Origin of the sequence: Phocicoccus pinnipedialis, assembly GCF_903994035.1 — a bacterium.
Classification (GTDB): domain Bacteria; phylum Bacillota; class Bacilli; order Staphylococcales; family Salinicoccaceae; genus Phocicoccus; species Phocicoccus pinnipedialis.
Genome location: NZ_CAJEWB010000006.1, coordinates 1 through 22,371, shown reverse-complemented (window position 1 = coordinate 22,371; position 22,371 = coordinate 1). Strand labels below are relative to the sequence as shown.

The following is a 22,371-nucleotide window of genomic DNA, read 5'->3' as shown; positions in this document are numbered from 1 at the left end:
AAATGTAAAGGAGAGAAAAAATGGATACAACAATTTTATTAGAATATGGCTGGGTCTTAATTGTACTCGTTGTATTAGAAGGATTACTTGCAGCAGATAACGCAGTCGTTCTTGCCGTAATGGTTAAACACTTAGAACCTAAACAAAGGCAAAAAGCATTGTTCTACGGATTACTCGGGGCTTTCATATTCCGTATGATAGCTGTATTAATGCTTGTATGGCTTGTTCAGTGGTGGTGGGTACAAGCAATTGGTGCACTCTACTTACTGTACGTATCAATCAGTCACATACTTGCCTTCATGAAGAAAGACAACCATTCAGCAGAGGAATTGCTTGAAAAGGAGAAGAATAAAAAACATTCTGGTTTCTGGATGACGGTATTGAAAGTAGAAATTGCCGATATCGCATTTGCGATTGACTCAATTTTAGCAGCAGCAGCGATCGCACTTGCATTACCACACATAGGTGGTGACTTCTTTGGTATTAACGTCGGCCAATATTCAGTTATGGTTGTCGGTGGACTCATGGGTGTAATCATCATGAGATTCTTTGCGAACTGGTTCGTAAAGATTTTAGATCAAAAACCAGGACTCGAAGTTGCAGCATTTACAATTGTTGGATGGGTAGGTATTAAGCTTGCAGTATTAACATTAGCGCATCCGGATCTCGGTGTACTACCTGAAGACTTCCCTCATTCTACTGTTTGGAAATTGACATTCTGGTCAGTAATGGTAATCATTATACTTGTTGGTTGGTTTAGTGATCGATTTAAAACAAACAAAGCTGCTTAAAATAATTAAGGAGTGTGCATATGTCGAATGAAAACAGACCTGAATCTTTTGATGAAAGATTCAGACGTAAATCCCATTCATTTTTAAATGAAGATGAAGACAAAGACAATAACGAAGAAATGAAAGAGAATAGTGGCGTAGAGAAGGAAACTTATGCGCCTAAAGAGACAAATGATTTTTATGAGGAACCCCGTACGGATAAACGAGGTGGGTGTTTTTCATCATTACTCATACCACTTCTCGCAGGTATTGTTGGCGCTGTGCTTGTAGTAGTGCTCTATCATAATTTTTTTAATGGAGATACTCCAGTAACAGATAATAATAGGAATCAAACAGAATCCAAAGAACTAAGTGAAGTAAAAAAAGACTTAGAGAAAGAACATAGAGACAAGGTGATCACGGATACCACTGCAGCAGTTAAAAAAGCAAGTCCAGCGGTAGTTTCTGTAATTAACTTGCAAGAAACTCAGTCACTATATGGATTGGATGCAGGTAAAATCGAGGAGGCTGGAAGTGGCTCAGGTGTCATTTATAAGATCGATGAAAACAATGCATACATTGTGACAAATAATCATGTGATTGAGGGTGCGTCTGAGTTAAAGGTAAACTTAGAGTCTGGTCAATCGATTCCAGCTGAACTCATTGGTGCAGACATTTGGACTGACTTAGCTGTCCTTCGCATTGAACGTGGTAATATCGACGTTGCAATCGAGTTTGCAGATAGTGATAAGATTTTAGTAGGTGAAGATGCGATTGCAATCGGTTCACCACTCGGTGCGATGTTTTCTGGATCAGTATCACGTGGCATTGTGTCAGCTTTAGACCGTGCAATTCCTGTTGATTTTGATAATGATGGTAGTATCGATTGGGAGGCAAGTGTACTCCAAACAGATGCAGCGATTAATCCAGGAAATTCTGGTGGGGCACTAATAAACAGCAGTGGTGATTTAATTGGTATTAACTCAATGAAGATTGGAACGGACAACGTAGAAGGTATTGGATTTGCGATACCTTCTAATGAAGTTGCAAGAATTATTAAAGACCTAGAAGAATTTGGAGAAGTGAAGCGTCCATTTTTAGGGGTAAGTATGATGGATATATATACAATTTCTAGTGAGATTTTGCAAGGTCAATTAAACTTACCTGAAGAAGTAACAATGGGTGCATTAGTAACTGGAGTTCAGGAGAATTCTCCTGCAAACCAAGCTGAACTTAGAGCGTATGATTTGATAGTGTCTCTAGACGGTGAAGCAATTGAAAACTCTCTGAAACTACGTCGTTATCTCTATGAAAAGAAAGAAATTGGAGATGACATCACAATTGAATTCTACAGAGATGGTAAAAAACAAACCACAAAAGCAACTTTAGAATAATATCGATTTAAGATTAGGGACTCCCTAATCTTATTTTTTTGGTCTAGTCGTCTCGAATTGTATTGAAAGAGGGTATAATAGAGCGTATGATAAATGATATTAAAGGGGTGAGATAATTTGCAATCAATCATGAGTTTGTTTAGGAGTACAAGTCCTCAGAGATTAATTTTATTTTATTATGCAATGAGTCTTTTTATTGCGACACTACTCATGCAAATTCCATTCTTATATCGTGATGGTGCAGCTGTATCATTTATGGACACTGTGTTTGTCGCTGCATCAGGAATTTCAGTTACGGGGCTCACTACGGTCAATATTGCAGAGACTTTTTCATTACCTGGATATATTGTACTGATGTTTATATTAAACCTTGGTGGTATTGGGATAATGGCAGTATCTACTTTTGTTTGGGTCGTACTTGGCGTAAAGGTCGGTCTCAAAGAGCGTGCAGCAATCATGGTAGATAACAACCAAGTAAAGATGAGTGGCGGGGTTAGGCTCGTTCTAAACATTGTACAATTACTTTTTGTGATTGAATTGATTGGTGCAATCATCTACACTACAATATTTTACATACAAACGGGCGATTTTGGGAAATCGTTACTCGATGGTGTATTTTTATCGATTTCGGCAACGACCAATTGTGGTTTTGACTTATATGAGCAATCACTAATTGGGTATAGTAACAACTACTTCGTACAAGTGCCAGTGATGATGCAGATTGTTTTAGGTGCAATTGGGTATCCTGTATTAATTGAAATAAAGGAATACTTTAGCAAGAAAAATTCGAGATTCAAGTTTAGTTTATTCACAAAAGTGACTGTAACGATGTACTCAATACTATTCTTACTTGGTGCATTCCTGTATACACTATTAGAGTGGAATGGGAATAGTGTTGATGAATCGGTGTTCTCAAAAATTATGAATGGCGTGTTTATGTCGATTTCTGCAAGAAGTGGTGGAATTGTCGTTGAGGATCCATCGACACTGAATGAAGTCACGCAGTTGATTCTCTCGATGCTCATGTTTATTGGGTCATCTCCATCATCTGCTGGTGGGGGAATCAGAACGACGACACTGCTTATTATCATCGTCACAGTTGTAGCGTTCTCAAAGGGACGTAAACATGTGAGTGTGTTTAAGCGTACGATTGCGCGACAGGATATCTATAGAGCATTTGTAGTGCTTGCGATTGCGATATTCTTAGTATTTATTGGCGTGTGTATTATTGATTTTGTAGACGGCTCAAGATTTGGACTCGCTGCAATTATCTTTGAAGTGACGAGTGCATTCGGGACGTGTGGAATGTCTATGGGTATTACGAGCGATTTATCAACAATAAGTGAATGTGTTATTATTCTATTTATGTTTATTGGGCGTGTTGGATTCGTGTCATTCTTGCTCTCAATCGGTGGAAAACAAACGAAAGAAGTATTTAAATACCCAGAAGAAAGACTGATGGTTGGGTAAAATTTAACCAAGATTTCGTAAAGTAATCTTGGTTTCTTTTTTATGGATAAACAACAAAATGAAATAATGGTAGTACTTTGGTACCATGGTAACTAACTAGAAATATGTGAGAGGTATTTAATGAAATTACGGGAGTAACCCAAGACAGCTTGTATGTGAATGGGAGATACTTAGAAGACGCTTATGGTAGATCCAGATGTACTTGAAATGATCAGAGATCATCGAGTTATTTCATATAATCGTTTCTTTGATAAGAAGGGGTTAGACAGTGACTTCTTTGAAACGCAATATGAATAGAAAAAAGGTGTACTCTAAAGATAAGAGTACACCTTTTTAAATTATTTAAGAATTTTGTAGCGTTTATGATTGACGACTGTTTTTTCGAAATCTTCATTTTCGTCCCAGTCCTCATTTATTGTAATATCTACAATGACAGAGTTTTCATTTACTTTTTCAACTCTACCCAGTCGACCGTCATTGAACTCAACAAAATCTCCGACTTCAGCTGGGATGATTTCGATTTCTTCTTCTTTCTTACTCAAAGGAACCCCTCCAAACGCATAGTCAAATTATTATACTAAAAAATCATATGGTTTTCAAGTGTTCAAACTTTGCTTAGCTTCTCTCGTATACTCTTCCTTATATTTTTTGCGGTTGAATTTGATACACCAAGCATTACTGAAATTTCTGATATGCTATAGCCATTTAACAGATAAGTAAAAACATATTGTTCACGTTCATTCAAGTTTGTTTTGAGATCTTCAAAATAGATATAATCATATTGATCTCTATACGAATGCGTAGTCATGAGGGTGTCTTCAGTAGTTGTGTGATATTTTTGGTAGTTTGATTCCTTTCTAATTGTGTCTATAAGACGCTGGTAGATTCTCGTATATATATATTGGTCTTGTGTACATTTTGCCTTTTCTTCATCGAATGTATTTTGTGCAGTGAAGACTGTAATACGTCCAATTTGCATATACTCATCAATGTGATACTTTATGCCAAGTTTTTTAATGATGCTCATAATCATAGGTTCATAAGTCTTAATATCTTTCATTTATTTTCTCAATCTGATCGATCGTTTCATTTCCGGATAAATAAATTATATGAATGTCTTTAACAAAACGCCAAACGCATAACGAACTAAAGTTAACTTTAAGTTAACTTTTGTTAATGAATTTTAAGCGATAATGTCATATAATTTATATATAACTAAAAGTTATGGTAGATATACGAAGTGAACGCTCAGTGACAGAAAGGAAAATACATGCATATCGAACTTACAAACCATTGTATTTACATAGAGCCAATTATGGATGTAAAGTACACATCACGTGCAGTATTTACGAACCAAGTGGCATATAGTACAAAAACAACGACAAAATGGGTCGATGATACCTTGAAAAGATATTACGCGACCAATATAGAGGCAAGAAAATATCATGCAAAAATACACTTCAACGTCCACAGGCTTACTCCCATTATCTTTACTACAAATAATGGATTTTTATTATTTCCACTTCCTGAAAAACAGTTTAAATTAAATAACTACTGGATTAATTTAAGTAAATGCTACGCATTTAAAGAGAGTGATACAGGGGTAATTGTTGAATTCACTAATGGTTCTAAACTGGATATCCCTATATCGATCACAGCGTTTGAAAGACAATATACAAGAGCTTTGTTTTTAAATGATCAATATGGAAAGTTTGTTATAGCAAGAGACAACCGCAATCACATGAATTATAATGATACAATTATATATAATATGAGTAATTCAAATGAATAAACTTGTAAAAACGGATAGATGTATCTTAAAATTAGTATCATGAGAAGGGGCTGAAACGTTTGAAATTAACTGTTAAAGTAAAGAGCGAACAACTTGGTTCAAATCAGTTTACTTACCAAATTTCTGCGGAAGAAAAACTAGATAAATTGATTCAATTAATTATTCTAGATCAAGAATTTTTAACACACGAAGCGGGCAAATTAAATTATGGAGAATATCCATTCCAAGAATTTCAATCACTTACTATAGGTAATCTATTTCATGGCACAGATCGCATTGTGATTGAGGGGAGTACTGCTCAAATTGAAATATTTAATAATGGAATAGAAAAAAGAGAGACGGACTTACTGCTTTTTGATTATACTCAATTTATAAAAGCATGTGATACCTACAATGATTTACTAACAGAAATCGATGTCCACGATGGTACCGTGTTTTATATTCAACAAGATAGAGAGCAATATCTTGTTAGAAAAGAAACAAATCATCTTGAATTCTATCATTTTAAGCGTCAATTTAATCAAGCATTTAAGGACTACTCACGCACACCGTTTTTTATTGTAGAGTTTAAGTCACGATCAGAACTGACTTTATCAGAATCACATTTCATTAAAAAATATCGTTATCCAAAGAGTGCACACTTAAATCCTATTATTCATCTTGAACTCGCACGAATTTCACAATCCATCATACAAGAAATGACTCTCCTAATCCATAGATTATTCACAATATTAGGCAGGTTTGTGAATGCAAATGTGCAAATTGAAGGCGAAGAAAAAGTGCCGTCATATATTCAATCAGATGAAAAAGAAACTATTGGATTTGTGAAGTACCAAGACTTAGAGAGTCTCATCCAAAAAGATAATTAGATGGTATATAATTAAAGTAGAATGGAAGAAGTCGTATGATAAATCAAAATGAATATGTGGATATTTCTGGTATCTCATTTATCAATATTGAGAAAACACAATTTCTTAATTCTATATTAATACCTAGAATTAAAAATGATGAAAAAACGTTTATTGTTACTGCGAATCCTGAAATTGTAAACCGTACGACTTATGATGATGCTTACAAAGAAGCGGTAATAAGTAGTGATTATACAATTGCAGATGGTGTTGGCATCCTCATTGCAGCCAAGATGAATAAAAAACTCATTAAAGAAAGAATTGCCGGTTATGATTTACTTGTTGACCTTTTAAACGTTGGCAATAAAGATGGTCTCAAAGTTTATTTACTGGGTGCAGAAGAAAGTGTAAACAAAAAAGCGAGTGAACACATCATAGTGAACTTTCCAAATGTTGAAATTGTCGGCCGTCATCATGGCTATTTCGATATGAACGATGATCGAATCGCGAAAGAAATCAGAGAGCTCGAACCGGATTTAGTCTTTGTTGCTTTAGGCGTACCAAGACAAGAGACGTGGATACATCAAAATTTAGACCAGTTCGAAAAAGGCCTGTTTATGGGTGTAGGTGGAAGTTTCGACGTATTGGCAGGCACAGTAAAACGCGCGCCTGAAATGTGGATTAAGCTAAATTTAGAGTGGCTTTATAGAATGATCAAACAACCAGAGCGCATTGGAAGAAACTTAAACATATTAAAATTTATGGTCAAACAGTTACCATTATTTAAAAGAAAATGATTATAGGAATGAAACGATGAATAACAGTAAATTGATGAATGTGATTTTATGGGCATTGATAGTAGGTATCGTAGCAGCATCACTTATGTATTTTTTTGTTAATGATAAATATGATGCAGTGAGCCAAGTGACTTTTGAAGATAATGGTGTAGAAATACCGTTAACTAAAGAATTTAAATCAGAAAAAATATTGAATGATTTAATTAAGGAAAATAATTGGAATGTATCTATGCTTGAATTGGAAAAAGCTGTAGATATTAAACAAAAAGATAATACTTATTCAATACATGTTTCATTTAATAACAAAGAAGACGCGCTGGAAATTGCAAATCGTTACGCACAAAACGTTGAAAACATATTTACTGATTCTGAAGTGATGGTTAACAAGTTGAGTAAAGCTTCAGAAATTAAAAACGTGTCTACATTACCGAAAGTGTTGTATATCACTGCAGGCGTATTGATTGGCGTACTGATTGGAGTGCTAATTAACGTAATAAAAAATCCGAAAAATATAAGAATTTCTGAAGATAGACCAGATTCTCTTAAAAAATATCCGGTACTAGGTACAATAAAAGTATATTAGGTGAGTGAAGAAATGAACGTATTTAATAGAAATAGAATCGTGATTGATTCACCGAATGATGAAACATCAAGTGCATATTTAAAAATGTCAGAAAAACTGAAATTTTATGCGGGTGATGATAAAAAGGTCATTCTATTTATGTCTACGAAAAATGGAGACGGTAAATCAACAGTGGCAACAAATGTTGCAATCAGCTTAGCAAAGCTAGGCGGTAGAGTAGTATACCTAGACGCAGATTTCGAAAATCCATCAATTAACGAGACATTCGATATGCAAATGCGTAAAGGTGTTTCAGATGCTGTTCTACATGACGAGAATATTTCATACATGATTTACGATACGTCCGTTTATGGGTTAAGCATCATCTTTGCAGGACTAGAAAAAGATGAAACGGGTATGGTGTTACTATCTAATAAATTTAGATATTTGACTAAGACACTTAAACACTCTTTTGACTTTTGCATTTTAGATATCAATTCAAGTAAAAATGAAGACGTATACCTAGAAGCATTAAAAGATTTTGTTGATGGTGTCGTACTTGTTGATAACCGTAGCAGGGACAACGATGAGTTAGATGGACTCGTGCAATTAATTGAGAAACATGAAATTAAAATTATTGGTATTGTCAATAATTTAGAAAAATCGTAATAAATAGGAGTAGAGATGAGCACATTTACTAATTATTTTTCAAAACATGTGAGAGAAAAGTTTACTAAGTTTATAGAGCTTATCGATATTAATGAAGAATGGGATCACTTTACATTTACATATGAAGTGCTCCCATTTATTAATTTAAGAGTAATATCGAATTATACTGCAAAGGTGTTTATAAAAGATCGCAGTTATCCACTTGATTGTACGTACCAAGAACGAATTATCAAAGTGAAACTTCCACGACACTTTTTTGATAACACACCTGATAACTTAATGATTCAGTTGTATTCATTTGATGTGCCAATGCGCATTAAACTGGAAAGAGAGCCAGATGACGAGACAATTAAAACTCAGTATATTATTAATGAAAAACTATATAATATCAAAGCAAAAAGAGATACGTATCTTTCAAAGAGATTCATGACATTAAATTTTAAAGAGTCCCCAGTTGAAATCAGGGACTTAAACGTAGATAGAGATTCCTTTAATATAACGTTTGAGGATTTTAAAGTATCTAATAAAACACAGTTATTCTTATCATATCCGCATAAATTTGTTGAGCTTATAAAGCATGTCAACGATGAAAGAACACTAACGGTATTTAATATTGATGATTTAACTCATGGTAGAGCTCAGCTTTATATTGGGAATAACAATGAAATATATCCAGTATCAAATACAAAGAACTTATCATTAAAATTGTTTTCTAAACTCTACTTATTTGATTTTAAATCCGTAGAGGATAGATTTACGATCGATATTAATGAACACATAGTCTATCCTAAATCCTTTACTGTAAATGAAGTAGAAGATGAGAAAGTAAAAGTTCAATTTGATATCGATTCTATAGGTGTTATTGAACGACCCCAGTTTGGTATTTATGACTTTACACTGGATGTATTAGAACGATTTGATATGTCAGATGATTTAAGTGTTGAATTACCGATTGAAGCGCTTATTAATGATTACACGCGTAAGAAAATCAATATTATCAATGATGATATCAAATATCAGGTAGATATCAGTCAGTCATATATTAAAGATTATATGTCTGGAGAAGTTACATTTATGGACGAGGTCTTAACGGCACACTTCTATAAACGCCGTGATGATTATCTTGGATTTAGTGTGAAGAGACCGAAACTGTTGAGACGAATAACAGATGTAAAAGACTTTACATTCACTGGCTTTGTAAAAGAAAAAGGACAATTTAACTCAGAGACAACAGTGATGATCTTTGAAGATCGTTATAGTGGAGAGCAGTACGTTGAACCAATAAACAAGAAATTTAACCTTGAATTAAATACAAATAAACTACTAGAGATAATGAGTCGTGATAAAACAGTCATTGATGTATTTGTTGGTATGCTTGATGATAATTTAGAAATTATTACTAAAGCAAAAATAACGTATAAACATTCGAATTATAAAAAAGATAATTACTACGAACAAAAGGTAATTACTAAAGAAAATGGAGATCACGTACACTTCTTAGTGACAACGACCCCATTCAATAACTTAAAGATAGAGACATTCGTGGTTCCTAAAGCGTTAGATACTAGAGTTGTAAGAAACAAAAACGTGTGGCTTATCGGAGAACGATCAGACACTGCTCAAGAAAATGGAATCACATTATTCAACTATCTAAGAGAACATACGTCAGTTGATGCATATTATGTTATTGAAAAAGATAGTCTTGATTATGAGAAAATTAAACACTTAGATAATGTGCTGACGTTCGGTAGTTTAGAACATTTTAAAAAATCACTTGAAGCGGGAGTATTGCTGTGTACGCACGATTTTGAAAATATTCTGCCATACAAGCCAGCAGGTGGGTTCTTCAATTATGAGGATACTTTAAAAGTCTTCTTGCAGCATGGAGTACTTGGACGTAAACCAGCAGAGTATCATAAAAAATATTATAATGACCCCTTTGATTTATTTATTGTGTCTTCAGATGAGGAAAAATTCGATGTTGTGATGAAAGAAATGGGATATAGCAGTGATGAAGTTGTTGTCACAGGACTTGCACGTTTTGACCAATTACCACTAGACCAAAAAGCGAGTCATATTCTACTCATGCCAACGTGGAGAGATTGGATTAATACAGATGATGCATTCTTAGAAAGTGAATATTATCTTAGATATAAATCTCTGATTGAAAATGAGAGACTTCATGAGATTCTTGATGAAAATAATGTGTATTTAAATTTCTATCCGCACTATAGAGCACAGCCATTCTTTAATACAGAGTTACTTGAGACGAATGATCGTGTGAACTTTATTGAACTTGGTGAGAGAACAGTCCAAGATTTACTAATCGCTCATGCATTATTGATTACAGATTATAGCAGTGTAAGCTTTGATTTCACGATGATGAAAAAGCCGGTATTGTACTATCATTTCGATGAATCAAGTTTCTTTAATAGAGGAATACTGAGACCAGTAAATGAAACGTTCTTAGGAGATATTGCAGAAACCGAAGAACAACTCATAAGTGATATTGAAAAGATCATTAAAGACGAATTTAAGGCCAATGTTGACGACCTGTCAGGCATATTCAAGTTTATCGACCATGATAATTGTAAGAGAATATACGAGGTTGTTTCAGGGGTGAATCGTATTATGTAAGGGTATATCAAATTTATTATATACAAATAGATAAAGAGGTTTCTCAAATGAAAAAGATGCTCCATAAATTTGCGAAGTATTTAAGTTCAAACTTTGCTGGATACTTTCCTAAGTCATTTAGGAAAAAATTTAGAAGAAGTATTTCAGTAGTACATCTTGAAAAGATAGAAGAAAGCATTTATGTAACTTATGAAATAGAACCACATATAAATGTCCGTTTTTATTCAGATTATCATGCGTTTTTAATAACAAAGGATAATTCATATAAATTATCTACAAAGAAAAATGACTTGCTTATAACTGTTAAGATTCCATTAAATTACTTGGAAGAATATACTGATGGATTTACGATTCAACTTAAGTCAAACGATGAAAAAATGAATGTAAAAAGACAAATAAACAATGAGAACAATATAACAAGATTTATTTTTAATGAAAAGTTATACAAAGTCTTCACTTCAAGAGCAGTACAAATATCATCTGTATATCAAAAGTTACGATTTCCAGATGAATATGAAGTGAAGGATCGAACTGTTTATTGTAACTACGTTAAACATAAGAATCAAACACTATATTTGAATATTGAAGATACACATATTAATGACATAGACAATATTTATGCATTATATGCACATAAATTCGTAAAGGTATTTGATGTAAAAAAAATCGATAATGATATATCTATTTCTAATTTAGACCAGTTTACAAAAGGAAAATTTAAATTATATGCACAAAAAGGTGAGTGTATGTATAACATCATCGCAAACACTGACATTAAACAAATTTTTGAGACTAAAGAACATAGATTTGAACTAAATAACGAAATTAAATACCTAGAATTTACTGTAATTGAACACATTATTCATTTAGATGAATTAATAATAGAATATATTGGGAATAATAAAGCATGTATGGTTTTAAAGCACCAAAACATAGAAGATATGTTAGGCAAAAACTTATTAATTACAGATGTAGTTTCTAATCATATAAAAGAAGTATTACCAATCTCTTCAGGTGAATATATGATAGAAATAGATGATTTGATTGAGAGGTTTTCTAGAAAGAAATTAATGTTACAGGACGAAGAAAAGATTTATCAAATCAAACTTGATAGAACTGAGCTTGATAATTCTTTAGATGAAGAATACAACTATCTTGGTGAAATATTAAGAGTGAAGTTTTATAAAAGAATTGATGGCTATCTAGGCTTTACCATGAAGCGTCCTAAAATAAAAAGGTTAATTAAAAACATTGATGGTTTAATTCTTGAGGGATATATAAATGGAAATCAAAAGTTCAAAAATTTGCAACAATCTATGATTCTAATTGATAGAAATAGTGAACAAGAATATATACTTCCAATCGAAGATGAATTTAAACTGAGTTTAGATCCACATGAATTAATCAATATAATGAGTCAAGATAAAACCATTATCGATATTTATATAGGGTATGTAAATGACATTGGAGAAGTGATTCGCAAAACAAAAATCGAATACCAACATTCAGACTATAAGAAGGACACTTATTACAGTCATGTTTCTATAGAAAATATGGATGGTGATTATGTTAACTTTTTAGTAACAACAACTCCATTTAATAACCTGAAAATCGAAACATTTGTAGTGCCAAAAGAAATCGATGCTGATAAATTTAAAAGAAATCCGAATATATGGTTAGTGGGAGAACGTAGAGATACAGCTCAAGAAAATGGTCTTGCTATGTTTGAGTTTCTACGGAATCAAACGAATGAATCAGTATATTATGTGATAGATGAATTTTCAAAGGATTATGAAAAGATTAAGCATGGTGAGAATGTGTTGAAATTTGGCAGCTTAGAACATTATGAGATTTCTTTACAAGCAGGAGTTTTATTATGTACACATGATTTTGAAAATATTCTACCGTATAAACCAGCAAAAGGCTTCTTTGACTATGAGAATACTTTTAAAGTGTTTTTACAACATGGTGTATTAGGAAGAAAGCCTGTAGAGTATCATAAATTTTACTACGAAGACCCGTTTGACTTATTTATTGTTTCAAGTGATTCAGAGAAGAAAGATATCGTCATGGATATCATGCAATATGAATCTGAGGACATAGTTGTGACAGGATTAGCTCGATTTGACTATCTACCATTTGATAACTTAACGAAAGATATCCTTTTAATGCCTACTTGGAGAGATTGGTTAAACAATGAAGAAGTATTTGAAGCGAGCGACTATTTCCATAGGTATAAAAGTTTATTAACAAATGAACGTTTAAATAATATTCTTGAAGTCAATGATATTAGGTTAAACTTTTATCCGCATTATCGTGCGCAGTCATTGTTCAATTCAAAGAACTTAAAAACTGGACCTAATATTGATTTTATAGAGCTAGGGGAAGAAAGCGTACAGGAATTACTGATTAATCATTCGCTTTTAGTAACTGATTTTAGTAGTGTGAGCTTTGATTTTTTACTTATGAATAAACCAGTAATTTATTATCATTTTGATGATGATAAATTTTTCAGAAAAGGTTTATTAAGACCAATTGAAGAAACTTTTGTTGGAGATATCGCTGGAAGTGAAGAAGAGTTAGTCGATTTAATTCATGAGGCTATCCAAAATAAATTTGTAAACTCTGTCGAAAATCTAGATAGAATATTAAAATATAGAGATCATAATAACAGAAAAAGAATTTATGAAAGTATTAAAAGTATGATGTAAAAAAGCGAACTCTTTTGAGTTCGCTTTTTATTTATAAACTACATATCATATTAACGTGGGGTATTCCTGCATCGTCAAATTCATCAGAGGATACTTGATATCCAATTTTTTCATAGAAAGGAATCGCATGTGTTTGCGCACCAAGCTTTGCCCATTTGAATCCTTTTGATTTTGCATGTAAGTGTACGAAATACATGAGATTCATTCCGAAATGCATACCTCTGTATTCTTTCAATACAGCCATTCGTTCAATTTTAACAGTTGTTTCATCAAAAATTCTATACCTTACTGTACCTGCTGGTTCATTATCTAACAAGAGCAATACGTGGACACATTCATCTTCGTATTCGTCAAGTTCCAGTTCTACTGGAACGTTTTGCTCATGAACAAAAACTGTTTTTCTAATCTTTACGCAATCGGGATAATATTTACTATTATCTGATATGAGAATCTCCATGTAATTCGCCTCTTTATCTCCACAAATGACCAAATCGTACGGATCATTTGGCCATATATGTGTCTATTTAAAATATAATGATGCTACCAATCATTATTTTGACTGTCTTGTTCGTCATACTCAGTACCATCATCATAATATTCATTATTCATCCCGTCAACATCGTCTATGTTAGTGTCACCTTCTGTTTCGTGTTGTTGGAGTGTTTCTCTTGTTACGTCAAAACCAGTTCCATATGGACTGTCGTAACCTTCTTGTGCATAAAATGGCTCTTCTTCTAGATGGTAATTCTCAATTACATCCGTTGGAAGAATTTGCTGCGGGTTCATCCAATAATCATAACGAATATTTTCAAAATCATCAGCGATAGGTGGATTGAGATTTAAAATTTCTCGCAATGTTTTTGAAATAACAAATAGGTGTTCATTCGCAGGCTTATAGTAGTAAGCACCATTGAAAGCCCAATAATCATCACCCAGAATCATTGAAGATTCAAAACTAATTTCATTTTTACTGAAGTACGTTGCAATGCTTCCGAGCTCGTTCATAGTAAAGTTGTGGTTTACGTTTCGTGCAACTACGTTTACAAGATCGTCGTATTTGGCAATTGCACCAGTTGATTTTGCTTTTTGCATAATAGCTTTAATCATTTGCATTTGGCGTTCGCCGCGCCCAAAGTCTGAGTCGTATTGTCTACTTCTAACAACAGCAAGTGCTTCTTCACCTGTTAACGTTTGTTTACCTTTACTTACTCTTGTTTTACCATCGTCATAAGGGTTTGGTTCTACCATATCAAAGGGTACATCAAATTCAACGCCGTCAAGTGTATCTACCATTTCTACTAAAGCATCAAAATTTAAACGGATGTAGTAGTCGACAGGTACATTGACTAGATTTTCAACTGCATCAACTGCACTAGGAACCCCGCCAAGTGCGTGCGCATGGTTTACTTTGTCAAAAGTTTGTTCATTTGTCATATACGTTAAGCTATCACGAGGGATGCTTAGCATTTTAACAGAGTTAGAATGCTTATCGAAAGTAGCGAGTATCATTGAGTCAGTACGGAACTGATCTCTAGAAATGTTCTCTTTTTTTGAACGTTTTTCATTTTCATCGATTCCCATAATTAAAACTGTAAAACTATCTTCAACAGACGCTTTTTTATCACGTAACTCTGATTTATTTCTATCTTCGGCAATATCTTCGTATGAATCCGATACACCTTTATTTATTGTGTAAAATAAATAACCGATCCATACAACAGCTACAATAGCAGCTAGTAGTAATAGTACAACTAATGCTTTTAAAAATTTGTTCATAATATGCTCCAATTAATTAATTTACAATAGACAAATATAAACGTATTAATAAATTTTTTCAATCAATAACTGTGTGTTATTTCCTTTAGAAAATTCATTCCATTTATTTTTGAAAGATCCTATATCGCTTATATCAAAGTTATTTTTGATTATAAAATCGACGATTTCTATTGTATTATAAGCAATTTTTCCAGTTACAAGATTTGTGTATTCCCCAGTGAGACCACGTGAATGTTCGTAGTCTTTTAAATCATATGGGTAAAAAATTATCGGTTTGTTAAAATTTGCAAAATCAAATGCAACCGATGAATAATCTGTAATTAGTATATCAGTTATTGATAGTACGTTCTCTATAGATTCTACATTTGATAGATTTAATACCCTTTTGTTTTTAATTCTTTGGTCATTGAAATTAACAGCTGGATGTAATCTTAAGATAATTGAGTATGACTCTGGTAAAGTGTCGAGCATGTATTTGATATCAAGCTCTAAATGATGTACTTCAAAAATTTTGTCGCGATATGTTGGAGCATATGTGATAACGGTTTGTCCTTTAAGGGTAGGATAAGTCGTTGTCATATAACTTTTTGCATCTAAGACTTTTGCCTGATTAGAATAGAAATCACTAGATGGCATACCAAAATTTAGCAAACAATCATTTTTGAGACCAAAAGATTTCTTAAAGATATTTCCCATGATGGTTGAACCATTTAGCACATAATCTATGTTTCGATAAGACTTTTTAAAGCGTCTATAGGATAGAATACTTCTCTTATCTAATGAATGATCTTCAAGTGCAAACTTTTTAAACGCACCAACAGCATGCCAAGTTTGAATGATTGTTCCTCTAATCAAACGAGCTGCTCCAAGAAAAGGATAAAAATTATCAATGATAATTTCAGAAGCAGTAGCAATATCTCTTAACATCTTAATATGTGTTTTATAATCGTGTTTATTATGAGTTGTTAATTTGGTGTGATGATAGTCGAAAGGTCGTTTGCTGAAATTATAAAAAACGACTTCTTTTTTAGTTTCTACCATTAATTTAGGTATTGTCACTGATGCATTTTCTATAAAAGAAGAAACGAAAACAATTTTATTTTGAGGATGCTTTTTTCTGTTAATTAAGAAAAACCACTTTACGAATAATACATAAAGTTGCAATGCGAGTTCTTTAATCATTTTGACCTAAATCATTTTTGATTTTAGATGTTGAAATGCCTTCAGTTCTTGGAAGATATACGACTTCACAGTATTCTTTTAAAAAGTCGAATTTACCTTCCCAGTCGTGGCCCATAACAAATGTATGAATACCATATTTTTGAACATCGGAAATTTTTTGGTCCCAAGACTCTTCAGGAATAACCTCATCTACATATTTAATTGCTTCTAAAATTAATTTGCGATCCTCAAAAGAATGGTATGAATGCTTGTGTTTGATTGAGTTGAATTCATCAGTAGATGTTGCAACGATAAGATAGTCACCCATTTCTTTAGCGCGTCTCAAGATATTAATATGGCCTGTATGCAAAAGATCAAACGTACCGTACGTAATAACTTTTTTCATTTCTTCACCTTAATCTTTTATTAATTTTGTTATATAATCTATTCTAATCAATATTAGGTATAATATAAACTATAGATAGTTATATTATAATACAAACAATAAGGATGTTACGAGTTAATGAAAAATATAAAAGCGATATTGCTAAAAATTTACAAAATCATTTTTATTCTAGCAGGTAAAGTACTGCCTAAAAATGAGAAACTGATTGTTCTTGAGAGTTTCCTCGGAAAACAATTTAGTGACAATCCAAGAGCACTTTATGAATATATGAAAAATCGATATGGCAATGAATATGAACTTGTATGGAGTGTGGACAGAAGATATGTAGATGTGTTTGAAGAAAACAACGTTAGATACCTAAAGAGATTCTCTTTAAAATGGCTACTTACTTTAAATAGGGCTAAATTATGGATTTCTAATAGTAGAATGCCTTTATGGATACCAAAACCTCGGAAAACAAAATATTTACAAACTTGGCATGGTACTCCTTTAAAACGACTCGCACTCGATATGGATGCAGTTTTGATGCCAGGAACAGATACGGAAAGCTATAAGAAAAACTTTACAACTGAGTCTAGTAAATGGGATTATTTAATTTCGCCAAATCCCTATTCTACAGAAATATTTAGACGAGCATTTAATTTCAATAAAACAATGCTTGAAACAGGATATCCAAGGAATGATATCTTAGTAAATAGTAATAATGAAGAATACATCAACAAATTAAAGATTGATATGGGTATCAGAAGAGATAAGAAGATAATTCTATATGCTCCGACATGGAGGGATAATGAGTATTACCAAAGAGGTAAGTACAAGTTAGATATTAAATTAGATTTAGAACGTATGAGAGAATCACTTTCTGATGATTATGTGATTCTTCTTAGAATGCATTATCTCATTGCTGAGAATATTGATACATCAAAGTATGATGGTTTTGTAATTGACATGTCTAAATATGAAGATATTAGAGATTTATATCTCATTTCTGATATACTACTTACAGACTATTCATCGGTATTCTTTGATTATGCGATATTAAACAGACCTGTTTTATTCTTCACATACGATCTTGAAAGTTATAGAGATAATCTAAGAGGGTTTTATTTTGACTTTGAAAAAGAAGCGCCAGGTCCGTTACTTTATGATACAGCAGAAATTATTGAGCAGGTACATTTGATTGAAAATGGCGAATTTGAATTCAGTGAGCGACTTGCTGAGTTTAGAAAGGTATATTGTAGTCTCGAAGATGGCGCAGCATCAAAACGTGTCATGAATAGAGTGCTATAAAATTGAAGGGATATTATTAATGAAATCATTTTTTAAATTAATTCAAGAACAAATTGATAACTTCTATCTTGTTAGAAGATTATCTATGTATGATCTTGTCAGTAGTAATAAAAATAATTATCTCGGTATATTATGGGAGCTTTTAAACCCCATGACACAGATTGTAATATACTGGTTTGTATTCGGTACATTAAGAAGCAGAGCACCAGTAGAAGTTGCAGGAGAAGAAATACCGTTTATTATTTGGCTAATTGTCGGATTCCTTGTTTGGGTATTTTTCTACCAAGCGTCAATTGGGGCATCGAAGTCAATTTACTCAAGACTTAGAATGTTATCAAAAATGAATTTTCCACTTAGTGTAATTCCAAACGTTGCAATTTTCTCTAAGTTATACATTCATCTTGGAATGCTAGGTATTGCGTTTATTATCTATCAATTTGCTGGATATTACGTTTCGATTTATTTTGTTCAGATTATATACTTTATTTTCTGTCTATACGCATTTACATTTGCGTTTGGTCTTATCATGTCAACACTATCTACAATAGTAAGAGACGTGCATTTATTCTTAAACTCAATATTAAGAATGGGATTATACGTATCAGGAGTTTTATGGCCATTAAGTATATTAGCAGATTTCCCTAAAATTCATGCATTTCTTAAATTTAACCCTTTAATCTATGTGATTGACGGATATCGATATTCATTCTTAGGATCAGGTTGGTATATTGTTGAGCATTGGAAATATGGATTATATTTCTGGGGAGTAGTATTAATTATGTTATTAATTGGATCAGTTTTACACATGAAATTTAGACGTAATTTTATTGATTATTTATAGAGGTGGAGTTTATGAGTAAAGTAATTGAGGTAAAAAATGTCTCTAAACGATATAAGCTCTATCGAAATACAAAAGAACGATTATTGAGTATTTTTAATAGGGACAAATATGGTGAGGAATTTTATGCATTAGATAATGTAAATTTTTCAGCTGAAGAAGGAGACGTAGTTGGTTTTATTGGAACAAACGGTTCAGGTAAATCAACGCTTTCAAATATAATTTCAGGTATTGTACCTGAAACTTCAGGTGAAGTGCATACACGTGGTAATGTTATGCTGATTGCAGTCGCTGCAGGATTAAACAATGATTTAACTGGAAGAGAAAATATTGAACTTAAGTGCTTAATGCTTGGATTTAGTAAACAAGAAATTAAAGAACTAGAACCTGAAATTATTGAATTTTCGGAATTAGGTACCTTTATAGATCAGCCAGTAAAATCTTATTCTAGCGGAATGAAATCAAGATTAGGTTTTGCAATCTCAGTGAGTGTTAATCCTGACATTTTAATTATTGATGAGGCTCTATCTGTAGGGGATAAAGCATTTGCAGAAAAGTCTCTTGCTAAAATGAAAGAATTTAAAGAACAAGGTAAAACAATGATTTTTGTTTCCCATTCAATTAGTCAAATGAAACAATTTTGCGATAAAATATTATGGTTAGAATTTGGTAAAGTTAAAGCATATGGGGAAAAAGATGAAGTACTGAGACTTTATGAATCTTTTCTTAACAAATGGAGTAATATGAAAAAAAGTGAAAGAGATGAATATAGAGAGCAACTATCTAAGACTAGAGCAACGTACGAAGTTCAATTAGAAAATGAAGCGTTAACTGTATATAAAACTGGTAAAATAGATATTAGTCATACGTCAGAACTGGAAATAAAACCTGTTAGTCGTATTGCTCATATTAAAGCAGGTAATTCTAAAATTTATGAGAGTCCTGGGAATGTTCAAAGTTCATTTTCAAGCGCTTCTTATAAAAATAAGTCTTATTTTATTACTCGGACGGCAAATTATAATTATGAAGATTTTTATTTATTGAGTGATGAAAAAAGTTCGACTGAAAAAGTGATAGGGTGGATGAAAGCAAGCGAAATTCAACATAGAGGGTATGCAGAAGTAGAATCCACAAATAAGATATTTATATTAAATGGAAAAGGAAATGGGTATAGTCGCCCATGGGGTGGAAAAAAACAACTGTTTCCTGGATCTATGAAAAAATATAAAAATCAAGAATTTAAAGTTAAAAAAATTGTTATGATAGCAAAAACTCCATGGTACTTTGGTGAAATAGATGGTATAGAGTTTTGGGTACATAATAATATTATAATAAATACAGAAGGAGATTAATTATGAAGACAGATGTTATAATCACTAATTTTTATTTAGAAAGAGTTCAATTATATATTGAAGGTTATGTAAATAATATTGATCTCAAATCCAGTTCATTTTACATTCAAAATCCAACAGAAAAAATTTCGTTACAACCCAATCAGGTATATATAGAAAATTCTAAATTTAAAATAAGAATTAACACTGTAAATATTAATGAAGGTGATTTTCTACCTGCTAGCAGGTATTTACTTATTGTTCAAGATACAAAAAAAAATATAGCCCAATTAGATTCTAAATATTTAAATCCACAATTTTATGATTTAGAAGAAAATGAAATAGAAAGTTATAATAAATTAGAGTCTGAAAATCAAAAAAATAACTTTTTATTAAAGAAATTAGAAGTAAAATTTAGACACGGAGGTGTATCTAAAAACTATATTTACACAATTACTCCTCAAATAGCTAGAGATTTAAATGAGTTTATCATCAATATTTCATTTAAAAAACCAAAACCCAAACTAAATTATGTACAATCTAAAAAACAAAATATCAGAAAAAGATACAATAAAAACTCATTTTTCATAAGGGATTTTATTTTTAAGTCTTTGTTCACTATTTCTAAAATATTGAATAAAAAACGTAGAAATACTGTGCTATTTACATCTGATTCAAGAGCCCAGTTATCTGGAAATTTAAAGTTCGTTTTTGACAAAATGATTGAAAAAAACTTAGATCGAAAATATAATATACACTTTATATTTAAAAGACATGTTTCAGAACGAAGAAGTTTTATCAATAAAATAAAATTTCCAATATTATTAGGCAAAGCAAACTATATATTTTTAGATGATTATCATCCAATGCTTATAAATTTAAAATTTAGAAAAGATCAAGAAATTATTCAAGTTTGGCATGCTGTGGGAGCCTTTAAAACAGTAGGATATAGTAGAATTGGTAAAAAAGGCGGGCATTTTTATCATTATAAAAATCATAGATATTATACTAAGACTTTTGTAGCTTCTGAACATGATGTACCTATTTATGGTGAAGCTTTTGGAATAAAAGATAAAAATGTGATTCCGACAGGAGTTCCAAGAACGGATGCTTTTTTTGATGAAAATTATAGAGAAAAAGGCAAGAATAGAGTTTATTCTAAATACCCTAATATAAAAAATAAAAAAGTGATTTTATTTGCTCCGACATTCAGAGGAAATGGACATCGTACTGCTTTCTATCCTTTCTTTAAAATTGATTTAGATAGATTAGCTAAGTATGCATTGGAAAACAATGCTGTAATTCTATTTAAAATGCATCCGTTAATTCAAAATAAAATACAAATACCACAGAAGTATGAGAAATATTTAATTGATGTACATGATTATTCTGATATAAATGATTTATTATTTATCACCGATTTATTAATAAGTGATTATTCGTCTGTAGTTTATGAATACGCGTTACTTCAAAAACCAATGATATTTTATGCATTTGATTTAGAAGATTATGTTGCAACAAGAGATTTTTACGTAAATTATACTGATTTTGTTCCTGGAAAAATTGTAAATAATTTTACTGAATTAATGGACGCAATTGAAAATGAAGATTATGAAACATATAAAATTGATACGTTTTTAAATAAATATTTTAAATTCTTAGATGGAAAAGCATCTGAAAGACTTGTTGATAATGTTTTTAATTTACCCAATTAAACTTAAAATCTAAATACAATAGCTTTAAAAACAAGGGGAATAATATGCTTAAAAACTCTAAAAAAATTTTAAAAGATAAATTGTCTTCTTATTTTTATAAAATTAATAAGAAAAGTTAAATAAAGAATTTAAATAGATTAAATAAGAAATTTCGACTTCTGAAATTAAATTTTTACAATTAAATTTAGAATACCAAACTAAAGA

General features: G+C 31.8%; 20 protein-coding genes. 14 read left to right on the top strand and 6 right to left on the bottom strand.

The genetic code is table 11. The annotated features are described in order from the left end of the window. Window positions 1-20 precede the first annotated feature (20 nt). The 3 genes from H9D55_RS03010 to H9D55_RS03000 all read left to right on the top strand — a co-directional run bounded on the left by H9D55_RS03010 (window position 21) and on the right by H9D55_RS03000 (window position 3,634). Window positions 21-791 (top strand): TerC family protein, encoded by a 771-nt coding sequence (locus H9D55_RS03010; protein WP_186076750.1) that lies wholly within the window; start codon window positions 21-23, stop codon window positions 789-791. A 20-nt stretch (window positions 792-811) separates the two neighbouring features. Continuing rightward, on the top strand, window positions 812-2,164 hold the full coding sequence (locus H9D55_RS03005) for a S1C family serine protease (RefSeq protein ID WP_235963089.1): 1,353 nt from the start codon (window positions 812-814) through the stop codon (window positions 2,162-2,164). 183 nt (window positions 2,165-2,347) lie between these two features. Beyond that, window positions 2,348-3,634, top strand: a complete 1,287-nt coding sequence (locus H9D55_RS03000) for a TrkH family potassium uptake protein (protein ID WP_235963088.1) — start codon at window positions 2,348-2,350, stop codon at window positions 3,632-3,634. Between the two features lie 338 nt (window positions 3,635-3,972). On the opposite strand, the gene H9D55_RS02995 is transcribed toward H9D55_RS03000, so the two are convergent. Both H9D55_RS02995 and H9D55_RS02990 read right to left on the bottom strand, forming a co-directional pair. Then, the gene (locus tag H9D55_RS02995) at window positions 3,973-4,149 is read right to left on the bottom strand and encodes a YkvS family protein (RefSeq protein ID WP_186076928.1); all 177 of its coding nucleotides are present in this window, start codon (window positions 4,147-4,149) and stop codon (window positions 3,973-3,975) included. Window positions 4,150-4,238: 89 nt separating this feature from the next. After that, on the bottom strand, window positions 4,239-4,694 hold the full coding sequence (locus H9D55_RS02990; RefSeq protein WP_186076748.1) for a sigma-70 family RNA polymerase sigma factor: 456 nt from the start codon (window positions 4,692-4,694) through the stop codon (window positions 4,239-4,241). A gap of 210 nt (window positions 4,695-4,904) precedes the next feature. Here H9D55_RS02990 and H9D55_RS02985 point away from each other — a divergent pair, with 210 nt between their 5' ends. From H9D55_RS02985 to H9D55_RS02955, 7 genes are read left to right on the top strand one after another with little or no spacing between them, the layout of a single operon-like run. After that, entirely contained in the window at window positions 4,905-5,426 is a 522-nt protein-coding gene (locus H9D55_RS02985; protein ID WP_209579875.1) for a competence protein ComK, read from the top strand. Between the two features lie 59 nt (window positions 5,427-5,485). After that, window positions 5,486-6,295, top strand: coding sequence for a hypothetical protein (locus H9D55_RS02980; protein ID WP_186076744.1), 810 nt, complete (start codon window positions 5,486-5,488; stop codon window positions 6,293-6,295). A gap of 35 nt (window positions 6,296-6,330) precedes the next feature. After that, window positions 6,331-7,071 carry a WecB/TagA/CpsF family glycosyltransferase gene (locus H9D55_RS02975; protein ID WP_186076742.1) on the top strand — a complete coding sequence of 247 codons (741 nt, stop codon included), beginning with the start codon at window positions 6,331-6,333 and terminating at the stop codon, window positions 7,069-7,071. A 16-nt stretch (window positions 7,072-7,087) separates the two neighbouring features. After that, entirely contained in the window at window positions 7,088-7,654 is a 567-nt protein-coding gene (locus H9D55_RS02970; protein WP_186076740.1) for a YveK family protein, read from the top strand. A gap of 12 nt (window positions 7,655-7,666) precedes the next feature. Beyond that, the gene (locus tag H9D55_RS02965; protein WP_186076738.1) at window positions 7,667-8,302 is read left to right on the top strand and encodes a CpsD/CapB family tyrosine-protein kinase; all 636 of its coding nucleotides are present in this window, start codon (window positions 7,667-7,669) and stop codon (window positions 8,300-8,302) included. 15 nt (window positions 8,303-8,317) lie between these two features. After that, complete coding sequence (locus tag H9D55_RS02960; protein ID WP_186076736.1) at window positions 8,318-10,939, top strand: CDP-glycerol glycerophosphotransferase family protein; 2,622 nt, start codon at window positions 8,318-8,320, stop codon at window positions 10,937-10,939. Between the two features lie 47 nt (window positions 10,940-10,986). Next, window positions 10,987-13,650, top strand: coding sequence for a CDP-glycerol glycerophosphotransferase family protein (locus tag H9D55_RS02955; RefSeq protein WP_186076734.1), 2,664 nt, complete (start codon window positions 10,987-10,989; stop codon window positions 13,648-13,650). A 31-nt stretch (window positions 13,651-13,681) separates the two neighbouring features. On the opposite strand, the gene H9D55_RS02950 is transcribed toward H9D55_RS02955, so the two are convergent. From H9D55_RS02950 to tagD, 4 genes are all read right to left on the bottom strand, one after another. Next, on the bottom strand, window positions 13,682-14,107 hold the full coding sequence (locus tag H9D55_RS02950) for a GNAT family N-acetyltransferase (RefSeq protein ID WP_186076732.1): 426 nt from the start codon (window positions 14,105-14,107) through the stop codon (window positions 13,682-13,684). 83 nt (window positions 14,108-14,190) lie between these two features. Beyond that, complete coding sequence (locus H9D55_RS02945) at window positions 14,191-15,426, bottom strand: LCP family protein (protein ID WP_186076730.1); 1,236 nt, start codon at window positions 15,424-15,426, stop codon at window positions 14,191-14,193. A 45-nt stretch (window positions 15,427-15,471) separates the two neighbouring features. Beyond that, window positions 15,472-16,608 (bottom strand): CDP-glycerol glycerophosphotransferase family protein, encoded by a 1,137-nt coding sequence (locus H9D55_RS02940; RefSeq protein ID WP_186076728.1) that lies wholly within the window; start codon window positions 16,606-16,608, stop codon window positions 15,472-15,474. Continuing rightward, window positions 16,601-16,993: a glycerol-3-phosphate cytidylyltransferase gene (tagD, locus tag H9D55_RS02935; RefSeq protein ID WP_186076726.1), complete on the bottom strand. Its 393-nt coding sequence runs from the start codon at window positions 16,991-16,993 to the stop codon at window positions 16,601-16,603. The genes H9D55_RS02940 and tagD overlap by 8 nt, the downstream gene beginning before the upstream one ends. A 117-nt stretch (window positions 16,994-17,110) precedes the next feature. Between tagD and H9D55_RS02930 the strand changes: the two genes are divergently transcribed. From H9D55_RS02930 to H9D55_RS02915, 4 genes are read left to right on the top strand one after another with little or no spacing between them, the layout of a single operon-like run. Beyond that, on the top strand, window positions 17,111-18,283 hold the full coding sequence (locus tag H9D55_RS02930; RefSeq protein WP_186076724.1) for a CDP-glycerol glycerophosphotransferase family protein: 1,173 nt from the start codon (window positions 17,111-17,113) through the stop codon (window positions 18,281-18,283). 19 nt (window positions 18,284-18,302) lie between these two features. Next, window positions 18,303-19,124 (top strand): ABC transporter permease, encoded by an 822-nt coding sequence (locus H9D55_RS02925; protein ID WP_186076722.1) that lies wholly within the window; start codon window positions 18,303-18,305, stop codon window positions 19,122-19,124. An 11-nt stretch (window positions 19,125-19,135) separates the two neighbouring features. Beyond that, window positions 19,136-20,473, top strand: coding sequence for a teichoic acids export ABC transporter ATP-binding subunit TagH (tagH, locus tag H9D55_RS08235; protein WP_186076720.1), 1,338 nt, complete (start codon window positions 19,136-19,138; stop codon window positions 20,471-20,473). After that, complete coding sequence (locus H9D55_RS02915) at window positions 20,473-22,167, top strand: CDP-glycerol glycerophosphotransferase family protein (protein WP_186076927.1); 1,695 nt, start codon at window positions 20,473-20,475, stop codon at window positions 22,165-22,167. The genes tagH and H9D55_RS02915 overlap by 1 nt, the downstream gene beginning before the upstream one ends. Window positions 22,168-22,371: the final 204 nt, after the last annotated feature.